Origin of the sequence: Sedimentibacter hydroxybenzoicus DSM 7310 (assembly GCF_013403245.1) — a bacterium.
Classification (GTDB): Bacteria; Bacillota; Clostridia; order Tissierellales; family Sedimentibacteraceae; genus Sedimentibacter; species Sedimentibacter hydroxybenzoicus.
The window spans coordinates 46,819-64,024 of the sequence record NZ_JACBNQ010000016.1 but is presented as its reverse complement, the minus strand read 5'-3'; the positions used below and the strand labels follow the sequence as shown (position 1 = coordinate 64,024).

At 36.0% G+C, this 17,206-nt stretch carries 17 protein-coding genes, 2 riboswitches and 1 other annotated feature; of the genes, 12 read left to right on the top strand and 5 right to left on the bottom strand.

What is annotated here, in order from left to right:
• Nucleotides 1-18: 18 nt before the first annotated feature.
• From HZF24_RS13010 to HZF24_RS12980, 7 genes are all read left to right on the top strand, one after another.
• Nucleotides 19-513, top strand: a complete 495-nt coding sequence (locus HZF24_RS13010; RefSeq protein WP_179238766.1) for a TRAP transporter small permease — start codon at nucleotides 19-21, stop codon at nucleotides 511-513.
• Nucleotides 513-1,826, top strand: coding sequence for a TRAP transporter large permease (locus tag HZF24_RS13005; protein WP_179238765.1), 1,314 nt, complete (start codon nucleotides 513-515; stop codon nucleotides 1,824-1,826). Before HZF24_RS13010 ends, HZF24_RS13005 begins: the two co-directional genes overlap by 1 nt.
• A 70-nt stretch (nucleotides 1,827-1,896) precedes the next feature.
• Complete coding sequence (locus tag HZF24_RS13000; protein ID WP_179238764.1) at nucleotides 1,897-2,721, top strand: alpha/beta fold hydrolase; 825 nt, start codon at nucleotides 1,897-1,899, stop codon at nucleotides 2,719-2,721.
• A gap of 71 nt (nucleotides 2,722-2,792) precedes the next feature.
• Nucleotides 2,793-3,569, top strand: a complete 777-nt coding sequence (locus HZF24_RS12995) for a 2-keto-4-pentenoate hydratase (protein ID WP_179238763.1) — start codon at nucleotides 2,793-2,795, stop codon at nucleotides 3,567-3,569.
• A 20-nt stretch (nucleotides 3,570-3,589) separates the two neighbouring features.
• Nucleotides 3,590-4,462: an acetaldehyde dehydrogenase (acetylating) gene (locus HZF24_RS12990; protein WP_179238762.1), complete on the top strand. Its 873-nt coding sequence runs from the start codon at nucleotides 3,590-3,592 to the stop codon at nucleotides 4,460-4,462.
• A gap of 4 nt (nucleotides 4,463-4,466) precedes the next feature.
• Entirely contained in the window at nucleotides 4,467-5,483 is a 1,017-nt protein-coding gene (gene dmpG, locus HZF24_RS12985) for a 4-hydroxy-2-oxovalerate aldolase (RefSeq protein ID WP_179238761.1), read from the top strand.
• Between the two features lie 151 nt (nucleotides 5,484-5,634).
• A complete protein-coding gene (locus tag HZF24_RS12980) occupies nucleotides 5,635-6,396 on the top strand; it encodes an HpcH/HpaI aldolase family protein (protein WP_179238760.1) in 762 nt (253 codons plus the stop codon).
• 137 nt (nucleotides 6,397-6,533) lie between these two features.
• Here HZF24_RS12980 and HZF24_RS12975 read toward each other — a convergent pair whose 3' ends face one another.
• Nucleotides 6,534-7,631, bottom strand: coding sequence for an MGDG synthase family glycosyltransferase (locus HZF24_RS12975; protein WP_179238759.1), 1,098 nt, complete (start codon nucleotides 7,629-7,631; stop codon nucleotides 6,534-6,536).
• A 133-nt stretch (nucleotides 7,632-7,764) separates the two neighbouring features.
• Between HZF24_RS12975 and HZF24_RS12970 the strand changes: the two genes are divergently transcribed.
• From HZF24_RS12970 to epsC, 4 genes are all read left to right on the top strand, one after another.
• A complete protein-coding gene (locus tag HZF24_RS12970) occupies nucleotides 7,765-8,319 on the top strand; it encodes a TMEM165/GDT1 family protein (protein WP_179238758.1) in 555 nt (184 codons plus the stop codon).
• Nucleotides 8,316-8,939, top strand: a complete 624-nt coding sequence (locus tag HZF24_RS12965; RefSeq protein ID WP_179238757.1) for an NUDIX hydrolase — start codon at nucleotides 8,316-8,318, stop codon at nucleotides 8,937-8,939. Before HZF24_RS12970 ends, HZF24_RS12965 begins: the two co-directional genes overlap by 4 nt.
• 89 nt (nucleotides 8,940-9,028) lie before the next feature.
• Nucleotides 9,029-9,279 (top strand) — a binding site (T-box leader).
• 97 nt (nucleotides 9,280-9,376) lie between these two features.
• On the top strand, nucleotides 9,377-10,270 hold the full coding sequence (gene cysK, locus HZF24_RS12960; RefSeq protein ID WP_179238756.1) for a cysteine synthase A: 894 nt from the start codon (nucleotides 9,377-9,379) through the stop codon (nucleotides 10,268-10,270).
• A gap of 146 nt (nucleotides 10,271-10,416) precedes the next feature.
• Nucleotides 10,417-10,974 carry a serine O-acetyltransferase EpsC gene (epsC, locus tag HZF24_RS12955; protein ID WP_179238755.1) on the top strand — a complete coding sequence of 186 codons (558 nt, stop codon included), beginning with the start codon at nucleotides 10,417-10,419 and terminating at the stop codon, nucleotides 10,972-10,974.
• Between the two features lie 27 nt (nucleotides 10,975-11,001).
• On the opposite strand, the gene HZF24_RS12950 is transcribed toward epsC, so the two are convergent.
• The 4 genes from HZF24_RS12950 to HZF24_RS12935 form a co-directional block, all read right to left on the bottom strand.
• Entirely contained in the window at nucleotides 11,002-11,985 is a 984-nt protein-coding gene (locus tag HZF24_RS12950; protein ID WP_179238754.1) for a GerMN domain-containing protein, read from the bottom strand.
• Between the two features lie 132 nt (nucleotides 11,986-12,117).
• Nucleotides 12,118-12,915, bottom strand: coding sequence for an ABC transporter ATP-binding protein (locus HZF24_RS12945; protein ID WP_179238753.1), 798 nt, complete (start codon nucleotides 12,913-12,915; stop codon nucleotides 12,118-12,120).
• Nucleotides 12,916-13,935, bottom strand: coding sequence for a FecCD family ABC transporter permease (locus HZF24_RS12940; RefSeq protein WP_179238752.1), 1,020 nt, complete (start codon nucleotides 13,933-13,935; stop codon nucleotides 12,916-12,918).
• On the bottom strand, nucleotides 13,932-14,909 hold the full coding sequence (locus HZF24_RS12935; protein ID WP_179238751.1) for an ABC transporter substrate-binding protein: 978 nt from the start codon (nucleotides 14,907-14,909) through the stop codon (nucleotides 13,932-13,934). The genes HZF24_RS12940 and HZF24_RS12935 overlap by 4 nt, the downstream gene beginning before the upstream one ends.
• A 396-nt stretch (nucleotides 14,910-15,305) precedes the next feature.
• Nucleotides 15,306-15,491: riboswitch (cobalamin riboswitch) on the bottom strand.
• A 146-nt stretch (nucleotides 15,492-15,637) separates the two neighbouring features.
• Nucleotides 15,638-15,809, top strand: a riboswitch (cobalamin riboswitch).
• A gap of 304 nt (nucleotides 15,810-16,113) precedes the next feature.
• Here HZF24_RS12935 and cbiD point away from each other — a divergent pair.
• Nucleotides 16,114-17,199 (top strand): cobalt-precorrin-5B (C(1))-methyltransferase CbiD, encoded by a 1,086-nt coding sequence (gene cbiD / locus HZF24_RS12930; protein WP_179238750.1) that lies wholly within the window; start codon nucleotides 16,114-16,116, stop codon nucleotides 17,197-17,199.
• Nucleotides 17,200-17,206 lie beyond the last annotated feature (7 nt).

Sequence of the window (17,206 nt, the reverse complement as noted above, 5' to 3'; positions counted from 1 at the left end):
ATTGAAGGAGATGATTATTTGAAGGTATTAAATAATATTAACAGCTGTTTAAATAAGATTTTAAAATTTATATTGATAATATGCTTTTCTGTTATGACTATTACATATTTTTCTCAAATAGTTCTAAGGTACGTTTTTAGTACAGGGTTTCATTGGACAGAGGAGCTTACAAGATATACTAATATTGCACTAGTAATGTTTGGGTCGGCAGTGATATCCGGAAATAGGAGCCATATAAATGTAAGCGTCCTTGAAACGATAATACCCCAAAAATATGTTAAATGGGCGTATCTGCTACAGCAATTATTAACAATAGCATTTTTTGGGGCAGCTATATTCTATGGATTTGATATGATGAAGTTGGCAGGTACACAGGTTTCAACAAATTTAAGAATATCAATGAAAATAGTTTATGGAATATTTCCTGCTGCATTTATTATTATGGTTTTTCAAGTTATTGTATATATCTTGAACAATATTTTTGAGTTAGAGAAAAGGAGGGGGGCTTTATAATGAGCGGAGGATTATTATTTGGAAGTGCATTAATTCTTTTAGTTGCGGGAGCTCCTATAGCTGTGGGATTAGGGCTTTCTTCATTAATTTTTTCTCTTAGTAATGATATAAAGACAGTTGTTATAATTCAAAAACTGTTCGCTGGTATAGATTCCACTGCGTTATTAGCGGTACCATTCTTTATACTAGCCGGTGATTTAATGAACAGAGGCGGCATAGCAAAAAGAATAGTTAATATGGCCGCGTCGGCAGTAGGAAATATTCACGGTGGAATGGGTATAGTTGCTATTATAGCATGTATGTTTTTCGCGGCAATTTCCGGCAGTGGTATAGCTACAGCTGCGGCTATTGGAGGTGTTATGTATGCGGGTATGATGAGAGCAGGATACAGCAAAGGATTCAGTGCTGCAATTATTGCTTCTGCTTCACCAATTGGTATAGTAATACCTCCAAGTATAGCATTTATAATATATGCTGTTTTATCTAAGGTAGCGGTATCGGACCTGTATAAGGTTGGCTTCCCTGCAGGATTTATTGTTGGAATTGCTTTAATGTTACCAACATATTTTATTGCTAAAAAAAGAAATTACAAAGATCGTGCGGATAAAATAGCAAGTGGTGAAAGAGTACTTCAAGATGTTCCGGAGACAAGAGAAGAAAAAAAGTTATCAGGATATAAATATTTTATAGATTCTTTATGGGCACTTGGTACTCCTATAATTATAGTCGGAGGAGTTTTTGCAGGGATATTTACACCAACAGAATCAGCAGTTGTAGCAGTCATATATTCGATAATAATCGGAATTTATGTTTATAAGGAAATGAAATGGTGCGATTTACCGGAGATATTTTACAAATCAGCTTTATCTACTGCCGGAATAATGCTTATAATGGCTTTGGCCGCGTTATTCGGCTGGGTTATGACCTATGCTAAGATTCCTCAGACAATACTTAATTTAGCTTTGTCAGTAACACACAGCAAGTATTTAATATTACTTGTAGTTAATATAATAGTTCTAATTGCAGGAATGTTTATGGAATCAGGAGCTATTCAATACATATTAGTACCAATTGCATTGCCAATAGCTATAGAACTTGGGGTAGATCCTGTTCATTTTGGTATAATGCTAGCGACTAATCTTGCAATAGGTATGCTTACTCCGCCATTTGGAGTTACACTATTTACTGCAGCGAGAGGATTTAACACAAGTATTCAGGATATATCAAAAGAAGTTATGCCTTTCCTTGCAGCATTAATAGTAGCTCTTATGATAATAACATTTATACCGCAGTCAGTAATGTGGATATTGTAAAATACAACTTATCTTTATATAACAAATTTAGGTGAGAATTAATAATTATATATAATAGGAGGAAATATTAATGTCAAATTTAAAACCAGAAATTGCAAAAACCATAAAAACAGGAACATTTATGACAAATTATCATGATGAAGGAGAGGGTTTCCCGGTAATACTGGCTCATGGTTCGGGTCCCGGTGTTTCGGCGTGGGCTAATTGGAGGCTTGTAATTCCTAAACTTTCTAAAAACAGAAGAGTAATAGCACCTGATATGCTTGGTTTTGGATATACCGAAAGAAAGGAAGACCTTCCGTTGAATATGAAAACATGGGTGAAGCAAACAGTGGATTTCTTAGATGCTTTATGTATAGAAAAAACTGATATAGTAGGAAACTCCTTCGGAGGAGCATTGGCACTTGCCATGGCTATTGACTACCCTGAAAGAATCAGAAAGGTTGTACTTATGGGTGCAATGGGAGTAAGCTTTCCTATAACAAAGGGTCTTGATGATGTATGGGGTTATGAACCATCCTTCGAAAGGATGAAGGAAATGCTTTTACTGTTTGTAGACAATAAGAATATTGCTACTGATGATTTAGCTCAAATGAGATATGAAGCAAGTATAGAACCGGGATTTCAAGAGTCTTTTTCGGCAATGTTCCCGGCTCCCAGACAGCAATGGGTAGAATTTATGGCTCGAACAGACGAAGAAATTGCGAATATTAAGCAGCCGGTATTAATTATTCACGGAAGAGAGGATCTGGTAATTCCTGTATCCAATTCATACAAGCTGTTTAATCTGATAGATGATGCCGCACTTCATGTATTCGGACATTGCGGACATTGGACACAGATTGAAAAAACTGCTCAGTTCTCACAATTAGTAGATAATTTCTTAGCAGATTAAAATAGGAGGTCTTCTGACCTCTTATTATTAAATAGAGAGAATAAAGATTAACGAATATTTAGGAGGAAAATATGGAATTTACAATACATGAGAAACTTGCTCAAGCTTTGAAGAAAGCAGAAAAGAGTTGTATTGCAATAGAACAGATATCAAAGGATACTAATTTTACTGTAGATGATGCATACAAGATACAGCTTATTAATATTGAAAGAGAATTATCCGGTGGGAAAAAGGTAACAGGTAAAAAAATCGGGTTAACGTCTCTTGCTGTTCAGAATATGCTTGGTGTAAATACACCTGACTTTGGTCATCTGCTTGACAGTATGGAGGTTAAAAATAATACTATACAGATTAATACAATGATACAGCCTAAGGTAGAAGGAGAAATTGCATTTGTTCTTAAGGAAGATATTAAAGGGCCTGATGCAACTGCAAAGGATGTACTTAATGCAACAGAATATGTAGCTGCGGCTATAGAAATAGTTGACAGCAGAATAAAGGACTGGAAGATAAGTCTGATAGATACCGTTGCAGACAACGCATCATCAGGAATGTATGTCATAAGCGACAGAAAAATTGATCCTAAAACAATAGACCTTAAAAATATAGAAATGAATCTTTATAAGGATAGTGAAAAAATCAACTCCGGTCTTGGCTCTGCGGTATTAGGAGATCCTGCTTTTTCTGTAGCATGGCTTGCAAATGCTCTCTCCAAATATGGAGTTGTGCTTAAGAAGGGAGAAATAGTTTTGTCGGGAGCACTTTCCGGAATGCTTACCGCTGAAAAGGGAAATAAATATACAGCAAATTTTTCTGAGCTTGGCAGTATAAGTGTGAAGTTTGAATAATGGTATGGGAGGATAATGTATTGGAAAAGATTAAAGTTGGCATAATTGGTCCCGGAAACATAGGACAGGATCTTATTATAAAATTAGGCAGGAGTGAACTTCTTGAGGTTGCTTGTGTAGTGAGTCACAGGGAGTCTGAAAACCTTGCGGCGGTCAGAGAAATGGGTATAGATGCATCAGACGGCGGAGTTGATTACCTTGTAGAAAAATATAAGGGAACAATTGATATGGTATTTGATTGTACATCAGCAGGCGGACATTTGTCGGCAGCTCCTAAGCTAAAAGAAGCAGGAATGTTTGCTTTGGACTTAACACCTGCGGCTGTTGGTCCTTTCTGTGTACCTGCAGTGAATCTTGACGAGAATTTTTTAGATTTGGATAATGTAAACCTTGTTACATGTGCAGGTCAGGCAACCACACCGATGGTTGCTGCTATAAACAATGCAGTAGGAGTATCTTATGCAGAAATAGTATCATCAATAAGCAGCAAGAGTGCGGGTCCAGGAACCAGAGCAAATATTGACGAATTTACACAAACTACAAAGAATGCATTAGAGAAAATAGGAGGCGCAGATAATGCAAAGGTAATAATAGTCCTTAATCCTGCAGAGCCTCCGATTTATATGAGAAATACCATTTATACTAAAGTTAAGAATCCAGATATGGAAAAGATACAGGCTGCTGCATTTGAGTGTTTAAAAACTGTTCAAAGCTATGTGCCCGGATATCGATTCTTGCTGGAGCCGATTATTCAGGATGACATAGTTACAATGATGGTTGAGGTAGAAGGTCTCGGTGATTACCTGCCGGTTTATTCAGGTAATCTTGATATAATAACGTCTGCTGCCGTTCATATAGCAGAGGCTAAGGCAAGAAAACTGATGGGGGTGTAAAATAATGTCAAAAATATATATAACAGATACAACACTTCGTGATGGCAGCCATACTGTTTCGCATAAATTTTCACCTGAAGATGTTAAAAAAATAGCATCATCACTGGATGCAGCGGGTATAGATATAATAGAGGTAGGGCATGGAGACGGTCTTACGGGTTCAACAATTAACTATGGATTTTCACCATATAATGATTTTGAATTAGTTAGGGCAGCAGCTTCAGTTGTTAAAAATTCAAAACTGGCTGTACTTTTAATACCGGGAATCGGCACCGTGGAGGATCTTGAAAGGGCACAGGACTGCGGAGCGAACGCAGTAAGGGTAGCAACTCACGTTACAGAGGCAGATGTGGCTGCTCAGCACGTTAGAGCAGCTAAAAAAATGGGACTTTTTACAGTCGGCTTTTTAATGATGGCACATATGGCAAGTGTAGAGAGAGTGCTGGAAGAAGCTAAAAAATTTGAGTCCTATGGAGCAGATATAGTATACTGCACGGACTCAGCAGGAGCAATGCTTCCTGTAGATGTAAGAGATAAAATTTCAACTCTTGTACAAAACTTAAGCATACCTGTAGGACATCATTCCCACAATAACCTTGGTTTGGCTATCGGAAATTCTTTGGCAGCGATAGAGTCAGGAGCAACCTACATTGATGGTTCGCTTTCAGGCTTAGGTGCAGGATCAGGAAATACATCAACAGATACTCTTGTGGCGGTTATGAAAAAAATGAACTATGATATAAATGCCGATTTATATAAGACGATGGATGCAAGTACAAATGCACTTATTCCGGTTCTCGAATCAAAGGGTCTTAAAACAAATACAAATCTTGATGCTATGATTTTGGGATATGCGGGATGTTATTCAAGCTTTCTGCTGCACTCAAGAAGAGCAGCGGAAAGATTTAATGTTGATGTAAGAGATATAATAATTGAGTTAGGAAACAGAAAAGCCGTTGGCGGGCAGGAAGACTGGATAATTGAAGTTGCAAGCGACCTTTCTAAACTAAAGAATAAATAAAATATTATTGGGACTGTCTCAAAAACGAGACGGTCTTTTGTTTAGCCATCTTTTAGTATCAATATTTCAAAATCCATTGGAACTACAAGTTGATAATTTTCTGAATTTTTAGTATACTCTTTTTATTAAGATAGCATACTTGGAGGTAAAAATGTTTGAAAATAAGGTTAAGAAGAAATTAAAAGAAGGCAGGACAGTCATAGGAACATTCATTGTTTGTAATGCACCTGATTTGGTGGAAATCGCCGGATTAGCAGGATTTGATTTTGTTATAATTGATAATGAGCACGGACCTATGAGATCAGAAAGTACTCAGCATATGATAAGAGCGGCAGAGGTAAGAGGCATAACTCCAATCATAAGAATACCTGACAGGTTAGAAAGTACGATACTTCATACCCTCGATATAGGTGCTCACGGAATTCAGGTGCCGCAAGTGAATAATGCTGAAGCTGCTAAAGAAATAATAGAGCGCAGTAAATATGAACCCATAGGCAAAAGAGGCTTGGCATTTCCTAAATCCGCTGACTATGGGATGTCCGGTGTTTCCAATTTTACCGATCATTCAAACGAACAAACATTAATAATAACTCACTGCGAAAATAAAATATGTTTGGATAATTTAGAGGAAATATGCAAGATACCTGAGATAGACGTTATCTTTTTAGGACCGTATGATATGTCTCAATCAATGGGAGTAACAGGACAGGTTACACATGAATTGGTTGAAAATGCAGCTAAGAAAGTACTTGAGATAACTAAAAAATATAATAAAATTGCGGGTGTTTTCGCCGGAAACGGTGAGACAGCCAAGAAACGTGCCGAACAAGGATTCAAATTTATATCAATGGGTATGGATATAACCTTCTACAGCTCTAAGTGTGTGGAAGAAATAAATAAATTTAACAGTTAATTTTTGTGTTATTGCTATGAATATATCGATATCTTACGTTCTCTGTCATTCTGAACGTAGTGAAGAATCTCAGAATCTCAGAATTTTAAAGATGAGATCCTTCACTACCGCTCAGGATGACAGTATCAGTTATTGTCTTATTTCTCTATAGTTTCAACAACATCCTCAACAATTTTGAAAGAGGATGATTTATTGTACATTTTTTTCATATTATTTTTCATTGCATTTAGTATCGAGGGACTGTTTATCAATTCGATGGTGCTATTTATTATCTGATAAGAATTATTTGCAATTATGGCAGCTCCTTTTTTCTCAAAATACAATGCATTTTCTTTTTCCTGTCCGGGTACGGGCTTGATTATTATTAAAGGAAGCTGGACAGCCAATGCTTCACTCAATGTTATACCACCGGATTTAGTTATCATGCAACATGCTATTTTATATAGATCATCTATGTTTTCTATGAATCCGAAAACCTTTAAATTTCTTAGTTTTAATGATTCAAGCTTTGATTTTTGCAGTGTATTGTTACCGCATACCACGGCAACCTGAATTGATTTGTATTTGCAAAGCTCTATACATACTTTTTTTATATTCTTAAAAACTCCAAAAGCTCCTGAATTAATCAAGACAATTTTTTTGTTTCTTTTGAATCTATATTTTTTATACAGCATAGAAATACTTTCTACTTCTTCAAAAGCCTCTCTTATGGGAATTCCTGAAACGACTGTTTTTTCAACAGGTATGTTCAGCTTTTTCAATTCCTCCTGCAATTCCTCTGTGGCTATATAAAATTTATCTATTTCCTTGCTTAACCATAGTTTATGGACATAAAAATCCGTAACAATATTGAAAACAGGGATGTTTTCCCCCGATTCATTTTTTATTTTTAATGAGGCTAAAATAGGAAATGTATTGATTATTACATCCGGTTTGAATGACTTAGCTATATCTCTTAGCTTTTTATATCCGAAATTTCGGTATATTTCAATGATTCTTTTATCTGTCAGCTTTTCTGAGCCATAATACAGCATAGAATATGCTTCACCAAAATCATAGCTTTTAATATAAGCCTTTTTAATTGTTTCCGTAATTGTCGGATGTGCTTCAGTAAATAAATCAACAACAAATACGTTATTATAACCTTTATTGATAAATGCATTCTTTAATGCCGTTGCTACCATTTTATGACCGTTACCAAAAGGAGCGGTTGTTATTAAAATGTTAAATCCCATAATTCCTCCAAAATTATATATACTCAATTAAATAAATGTATGGTTCTTATTATGTATATCTGAAAATATTATAATATATAACTTGTTTTTATTAAAGAGAATTTCTGTAAAATAATTATATATGGAGGAAAGTATGGCAGGAGAATTTTTAGAAGCCTTTGCACTTGTATTTACCGCGGAAATCGGAGATAAAACTCAATTGATGCTTATGACATTATCGGCAAAATATACAATGATGCAAATGCTTTTAGGAATACTTTTAGGAGTTTTTATAAATCACGGAGCAGCCGTTGTAATCGGATGCTGTCTGTCTAACGTTATACAAGGTGAACTTCTTCAGATATTTGCCGGATTTATATTTGTTATTTTTGGCATTTTAACCATTGTATACGAAGAAGAGGAAGGAAAAAAGAAAAGCTTCAAATTTGGTCCGGTAATTACGACGGCACTTACATTTTTACTGGGGGAAATAGGAGATAAAACACAGCTTACAGCAATGACATTGGCAATGGAAGCTGACTATCCTGCATTGGTTCTTATGGGCTCTGTTTCAGGGATGCTTGCAATAGGTCTGGTCGGGATAATAATAGGAACATCATTGACTAAACGCATACCTTCTAATATAATAAGAATAATATCGGGATTGGTATTTATTATATTTGGACTTATGAGGTTTATAGATAAATGAACATAAATTATGTAAAAAAACTAATAGAAAAAAATGTACCGCAGCCTATGGATGAGGATTTTAGATTTTCGGTATTGCTCCCCATAATAGAAGTAGAAGGAGAACTTAACCTGATATATGAAATAAGATCGAAATCCATAAGACAGCCGGGAGAAATTTCTTTTCCCGGAGGGAAGATTGAAGACGGTGAAAGCCCTGAATATGCAGCAGTAAGAGAGACCCACGAAGAGCTGGGCATAGATATGGAAAACATAGAAATAATAAAGGAATTGGACTATGCCACAAGTAAAAGCGGTTCATTTGTTTATACATATTTAGGATATATTAAAAATACGAATATAAACGAAATCAAATACAATGAGGATGAGGTTTCCGAAATATTTTATGTACCTCTGTCTTATTTTTTGGAAAATGAGCCGGAAAAATATTTTATGAATTATTACCCCAAGGCAGATAATGATTTCCCATACCATATGGTTAATGACGGAAGTAAATATAATTGGGAAAGCTTAAGATATCCGGTGTATTTTTATAAGTACAAAGATTTTATAATCTGGGGATTGACTGCTAAAATTACCTACAGCTTTATAAAAAAGTTAATAGGGAATAAAGAGGTTTAATTTGTCATAAAAAAATTTTATAAAAACTGTTGCATTTTATGATTGAGTATAATATAATAAGAAAAAATATAAACCCAACTAAATTAGTAGGAAATACTATGAAGAAGGAAAGTAATATATGCTGAAATTTTAGAGAGAGTATCTCATGGCTGAAAGGATACTTATTGGAGGTATATGTGAAGTGCCCTTTGGAGTACAGCACCGAAATTCGAAATTACTGTATAAAAGTAGGCTGCTGCGGAGCATATCCGTTATCGTATAATAGCATGATGGTGCTAGCAAAAGGTGGGCAATTTTATTGTCAAAAAGAGTGGAACCGCGGATATACTCCGTCTCTATATAGTTATTTATATAGTGGCGGAGTTTTTTATATCCTGCGATGCATAGCTATTAAAATAAATTTCCTTAGTTTATCGGGTTAAAAGGAAGGTAATAATATGAAACAATTTACAACATTAAATTTAATAGGTAACACACCTGTAGTACAATTGCCGGGAGAAAATATTTTTATTAAAATGGAAAAATTCAATCCCGGAGGGAGCATTAAGGACAGAACTGCACTAGGTATGATTTTAGATGCAGAGAAAAAAGGATTATTGCAAAAAGACAGCGTCATAGTTGAACCAACCAGCGGTAATACAGGTATTGCATTAGCATTGATAGGCAGATTAAAGGGATACAAGGTTATTTTGACTATGCCTGAAACTATGAGTGTGGAAAGAAGAACAATGATTTCTTCATATGGGGCAACATTAGTTTTAACCGAAGGACCGAAAGGCATGAAGGGTGCAATTGAAAGAGCAAATGAAATCTTAAAGGAAAACAGCAAGAATTTTATGCCAGATCAATTTAACAATCCTGCTAATCCGGAATTTCATTATATGACTACAGCCGAGGAAATAATAAAGCAGTTAAATGATTTGGATATATTTACGGCAGGTGTAGGCACAGGCGGAACTATTACAGGAGTTTCAAAAAGATTGAAAGAGTATAATAAAAACATTAAAATTGCAGGTGTGGAGCCTGAAAAATCTCCCGTAATATCAGGAGGGAATCCTGGACCTCATAAGATTCAGGGCATCGGTGCTGGTTTTATTCCCAACACATACAACGGAGAAAATGTTGATGAAATATTGACGATAACCGAAGAAGAGGCAATTGACACAGCCGTTGAGGTATCAGCTAAAACAGGTATATTAGTTGGTATTTCCTCAGGAGCCAACGTAGCAGCAGCAAGAAAGCTTGCGGTCAAATACGGTAATAATAAAAAAATATTGACCATAGCTCCGGACGGCGGCGAAAAGTATTTGTCAATGGTTAAGTATTACTAATTGTATCGTCCGCAATTGTCATTCCGAACGTCAGTGAGGAAGCTCGGCTTTTAAATGATGAGATCCTTCGTTATCACTCAGGATGACAAATTGTTAGGTAACTTTAAGTAGTAATTATTAAATAGAAATTGGAAAGGGTTGATAATATGATTAAATTTCTTAAATCAATTATTGAAGATATAGATTCGGTATTCGGCAGAGATCCCGCTGCAAGAAACAGAATAGAGGTATTGCTGCTATACCCTCACATTAAGGCATTAATCGCATACAAAATATCTCACAGCCTGTACAAAAAGAAAAGATTCTTTTTGGCAAGATGGATTTCAAATATAGCAAGACACGTTACGGGCATAGAAATTCATCCCGGAGCAACAATCGGCAAGGGTCTTTTCATAGACCACGGCATGGGAGTTGTTATAGGTGAAACTGCTGTTGTAGGCAACAATGTAACTATGTTTCATGGTGCTACATTGGGCGGTACAGGGAACGAAAAAGGTAAAAGACATCCCACAGTGGGGGATAATGTAGTAATCGGTGCAGCAGCTAAAATATTAGGAAATATTTATATAGCTTCAGGTACCAAGGTAGGAGCAAACGCAGTCGTGTTAAGCGACACAAGACCTAATTCAACAGTTGTGGGAATTCCTGCAAGAGAAGTAAAGCATAACGGTAAGATAATATCATTATACGATTACGCAATTTAGAAAAGAGGGGGGCACCCTCTTTTCTGCTTATTGATTATTTACAATACTGTAATCTGCCTTAAGCGGTTCATTTTCTTTTAAGGAAATATGTCCTGATTCGTATAAATTCCCGTCTACGGTAAGATATATATTTTCCACACCGTAGTATGAGCCTAAGGTGTTGGCAATACTCTGAAGCATCAGACTTTCAAATCCTGATCCGGCATTCATTTCCTCGATAAAATTATTTGATAAGTCAATATGCACGCTTTCATCATTTTCATCAAAGTAAAGCTCATTTATTTCGGTATTTATGCTGAACAATTCATATACAGATAAATCCTTGACAGTTTTTTCGATAACATCCTTCGTCGAATCATTTGTGTTGAAGGATACTTGCACATCCACAGAGTTTAAATGAACTCCATCAATATCAGGATAATACAATGTAACAGTTTGAATTAAAGATATATTTTGTTCAACGTTGTCTAAAGTTGATGATACCTCGTAGTCATCACTTTTATATATTGATTTTACTAAACCGACATCCTTCGCATAGTAATTTGTATTTGTTCCTTGATCGTTTTCGGTTATTACTTCAATTGCATTGAAATTACCTTGTGAAGTTACAATTTGTTTTAATTCTCCGGTATATGGCAGCTTTAATACTACATTACCCTCTTGAAATTCACGGTTTGTAAAATCTTCCCTGAAGTAAGCTTCTCCTCTGCTGTACAGCTCGATCAGTTGATTATCCTTAAACTCATAAACCTTGACAGTTTCGGTTCCGCCGTTATTAGTCCTTGTCTGGAATCGGTTATTGCTTATATAATCTATGAAGACTGTGTATGATGCAAATTCATTTCCTTCGCCTTTATATGAATACTTAGTATTTTCGATTACCGGAAAAAATTCCTCTATAGAATATTCATCCTGATTATCATTATTATTGTCAGGTACATCTGTATCGTTATATTCACATGCAGTAAACAGCATGAGAATTATTAAACCTAAGCCAATTAATTTTTTCATACATTCCTCCTAAAGTTAAATATTTATTGTATATTATACCTAGATTTGAATATATTAACCATTTATACAGATAAAAAACCTCCAAGGTGAATAAATTCAATTTTATCTACGTTGGAGGCATATTAAATTATTTTAATTAACTTTCCTTAACTTAAATGGTTCACCGGTATAGTATTCCCATTGCTTTAATGAATCTGTCATATATCCTGCCACATCCATGTCATACACCTTATTTAACAGCTTAGATGATATTACATCAGTTGCCTTACCGTAAGCAGCAATTTCACCTTTATCTAAAAGCAAAATGTTGTCGGCCAATTTCATGGTTAAATTCAAATCATGAAGAACTCCTATTACAGCATGCCCTTTTTCTTTAGACCAATTTTTCAAAAAATCTATCAGCTCAGCTTGATTTTTCAAATCAAGGTGATTAGTCGGCTCGTCAAGCAATATAATTTTTGGCTCCTGAGCCAATGTTCTTGCTAAATATACTCGTTGCAGCTGACCACCTGACAATGTATTGATTTGCTTATCCTTCAGACTGTATAAATCAACTGCTTTTAAGCACTTTTCTGTATATTCCTTATCTTTTACGGAGGGCTGCTTAAAGCTTCTGTCCTTCATATGCAGATATCGTCCTAAAAGTACGGTTTCATAAACCGTATAAGAAAAATAAATAGAAGAAATCTGACTCATTACAGCCATTTTCTTAGCCACTTCAGCACGCTTCATGGATAATATGTTTACATCATTTATTTTTATGTTACCTGTGTGGGGAATAAGTCCGGCAATTGCCTTTATAAGAGTTGTTTTGCCGCAGCCGTTTGGACCTATGATACATAGGTTTTCACCCTCGCTTATATTCAGAGATATGTTTTTTAATACGTCATATCCGTTGTAACCTGCCGATACATTTTTTAAAGTGAGCATTTATAATTCCTTTCTTTTTGAGAAATATACATAGGCGAAAAACGGTGCTCCCACCAATGCCGTAACAGCACCCACCGGGAGCTCGGAAGGTGATATTATGGTTCTTGCTATTAAATCACATATAATCATGAAGGATCCGCCGAAGATCATTGACATCGGGATAACAATTCTATGTGAAGAACCAAATATTTTTCTCACAACATGAGGTGCGATTAAATCTATAAAGCCAATGACACCTACAAACGAAACTGCACTGCCTGTAAGCGCGGCTGACAAACCAAGCAGCAGCCATTTCAGTCTATATACATCCACACCCATTGTAAATGCCTGTTCTTCACCAAAGGTCATTATGTCCATTTCTCTTGAATAGCTTCTTATAACTATAGCTCCTACCAATACAATCGGGAACAGAACCAATACGCTTGACCAGTCCTTTAAGCTGAATGAACCCATTTGCCAATAAGTAAGCTGCTGAAGATGTTCATCAGATAAAGCGGTCACTAATGTTAATAATGCATTAACAAACAAAGAAAAAACCATTCCGACCAATATAATTGTATTATTTTCTAAATTTTTATCCATTTTAGCCGCAAATTTGACTGCAATAAATACAGTAAACAATCCGCATAATAAGCCTATGCTCGGCAGGGTGAATAATCCTAAGAGCGGTATTCTGAACCCTGTTACGATTACTAAAGCAGCACCTAAGGAGGCTCCTGAGGACACACCCAAGGTATACGATGATGCAAGAGGATTTTTCAACACGGATTGCATAACAGTACCGCTTATAGCAAGAGCACCGCCTACGATAAATGCCAATATAGTTCTTGGCAGCCTTAAATTCCAAACTATAGACACATGATTGGATATTATTGACGGTAACAATTCCGTATTAAATATTTTGTGTGAGATAATGCTTATTACCTCGTTAAATGGTACATTAATACTTCCTAACGCAATGCCTGATACAAAAATCAGCAAACAAATGATTATAGAAGCTGTGAATTTAATATTTCTCATTTTTTATAAGCGTCAGGATAAATTGCCCTTGCCATTTGATCTAATGCCTTAATAATATTGTGGTTTGACAATGAACTTGCATCCTTATCAATATAATAAACATCATTATTTTTCACGGCGGTTATATTTTCCCATCCTGAACGAATTTTAATTTCGTCTACAGCATTTGCTATATAATCCACATTCGTAAGGATAACGTCCGGATTTTCAGACACTATCGCTTCTTCCGATACTGCAATCCATTGTTCCTGATCCTTTAATATATTTTCTGCACCTAAAATCTCAATCATTTCATTTAAGAATACACCGCTTCCGAAGCTGTATAAATTAGGAGCTCCTGCTATTTCAAAATAAACAGTTTTTTTATTCTCTATTTTTGAACCGAATTCTCTATACTCATCTATTTTTTCTATCATATCATTAACAATGTCTACGGCTTTATTCCTAACTTGTAAGGTTTCTGATATATATAATATATCTTCATATATTCCTTCTATGCTGCTGCTTGACGGAATATAAACAACAGTGATTCCTAAATCCTTAATCGGCTTAAACGGATCATTGCCCTTTGCCATACTCATTCCTGTTGCGTATATAACATCCGGATCTAAGGCAACCAATTGCTCCACATCAGGATTCATTATATCAAATTGAGGGATATCTGCAGGGATTCCTTCAATATCCGAAGAATGCTTATCTACGGCAACCAATTTATCGCCTGATCCTAATGCGATAATTATTTCGGTATTGGAAGGTGAAATGGATATGATTCTATTTATTTCTTCCGGTATATTTACCTCGTTACCGGCTCTGTCGGTAGTTGGTAATTTGGGAGTTTCTGACTGAGGCTGTTCTTGGTTTGCTCCATGATCCGCAGGCTCTGCCGGTTGTCCGTTGCTTGTGCATGCAACCAAGCCTGCAAATATAAGTATAATAGCAATGGATAAAGAGATTTTTTTTATAATTTTGTTCATTTTGGTCCTCCGTGTAATATGTTAAGGTCGAACGAATGGTGGTAGCACCATAAGCAGGGGAATGCAACAAATTTATTTGTTCATTTCACTCACATAAATTTGGCATTCTATGCATTTGACTTACCATCGATTTCTTTCTTCCTCCGGTCGAAGAAATCGGGTCAAGTCATTAGCAGGCTCCATCACAAATTTGTTCACTCCCGTCGGTCGTGCAAATTTGGATTATGCTGCATTAGGTCTACCATCCATTTGTTCATCGCTGTCGCTCTAACAAATGGTGGTAGCACCATAAAAAAATACGCTTCGAATTTTCGAAACGTAAAGCCCACAATTGCTTTGAATATGTATTCAGGTTGCTACTGACTTTTTTCTCTGAAAAGCATAGCATTTGCGGTATTTACGCAAATAATACTGGCAGGTTTTCCGACTTAGAGGTCATTGCAGATTTTTAACCTTCCCGGTTTCCCAGTGGTTGGCATTGCCTTAAAAATCGCTCTCTCATTACGGCAGCAGGACTGTTTAGGACTTTAACCTAATTCCCTATTATCGCATTTTATGCGCACCAATATCAAAAGATGTTTAGTTAAGTAAAGTATATTATAATACTCTGTAAATGTCAATAAATAAGCTTTTTAATTTGACGATGTCTGATGAAGGTCTGATTAAGGTCTGATTAATAACTTTAAATATATTGACATTATAAAAACCGTAATATATAATTAGGGCAAATTTAATATCGATATTTTGGTAACAATTGTTTTAAAAGGGAAAACAGTAAAAGCTGTTACAGCCCCCGCTACTGTGAAAGGTGATAATGTTCGATGCCACTGTGCTATGCATGGGAAGGTGAATGTTAGATGAACCGAAAGTCAGGAGACCTGCCAGGATGTGTGTGTTTATAGATTTTCGGAGGGATTATCTAGAATAATTATATTGTAATAAAATAATTAGTGTTATTTAAACTTCCGTAAACGCGGAAGTTTTTTTATGCCCTAACCCCATTTTTCAGAGTCTTTTTTCTGAAAAATGGTTGGTAGGTCAAACGCACAGAATGCCAAATTTGTGCGAGCGGTAGCGAGTAAACAAATTTGATGCATTCCCCTGCGATGTCCTGACGTATAACAACCAACGGGAGCGAACAAATTTGAGATGAAGCCTACGAGCTGCTGCCACTAAGGTATACTCTGCCTGTCATGGAGATAATATGGAAAAATATATGTATAAAAACGGGAAAAAGTTAAGATGTGGATTTACTACGGGCACATGTGCGGCTGCCGCTGCAACTGCTGCTGTGTTGATGATATTTACCGGTGAGGCTGTGGACAAAGTTTCAGTCAGATTGCCTAAGGGTGAAATATGGAGTATTAACATTAAAGAGCCCACCTTCAGCATACATGGGGTAAGGTGCTGCGTAAAAAAAGATAGTGGGGATGATCCTGATGTAACAGACGGAATTTTAATATATGCGGATGTAAACCTTGATGATTCAGGTGAAATTCACATTAGCGGAGGAAAAGGCGTAGGGTACGTTACTCAAAAGGGTTTGGATTGCCCTGTTGGAGGACCTGCCATAAATTCAGTACCAAGAAAAATGATAACTGAAAATGTTCAAAAGATATGCACAGAATATGGTTACAACGGAGGAGTAAACATTGTAATATCCGTACCAGAAGGAGAAGAGGCAGCAAAGAAAACCTTTAATCCTCAGCTTGGGATTGTGGGTGGCATATCTATAATAGGTACTACGGGTATTGTGGAGCCCATGAGTGAAAAGGCTCTGATTGATAGCTTAAAAGTTGAAATGCAGGTAATAAAAGAAAGAGGATACAATACGCTTCTGGCATTTCCCGGCAATTATGCGGAAAAATTTATTGATAATACACTTGGTATACGCAGCGAAAACAGTTTAAAATTCGGCAACTATCTTGGAGAGGTCTTAAATTTTGCTTTGGAGCTTGATTTTAATGAAATATTAATAGTTGGGCATATAGGCAAAATGGTAAAGGTGGCCGGAGGAATGATGAATACCCATTCTCATACGGGAGATTTCCGGATGGAGATGTTTGCTTGTTATGCAGGACTCTACGGAGCAGGAAGCAGTGTAATTGCAGAGATACTTTCCTGTGCTGCGACGGAGCAGGCAGTCGATATTTTGATCAGAGAGAAGCTGAAAAATAAGGTGATTAGTAAAATAAGTGAAAGAGCCCTCTATTATATAAATAAAAAAGTGGACAACAGAATTAAAATTAAATTGATTATTTATTCAAATAATCACGGTATTTTGAATTAACAGGAGG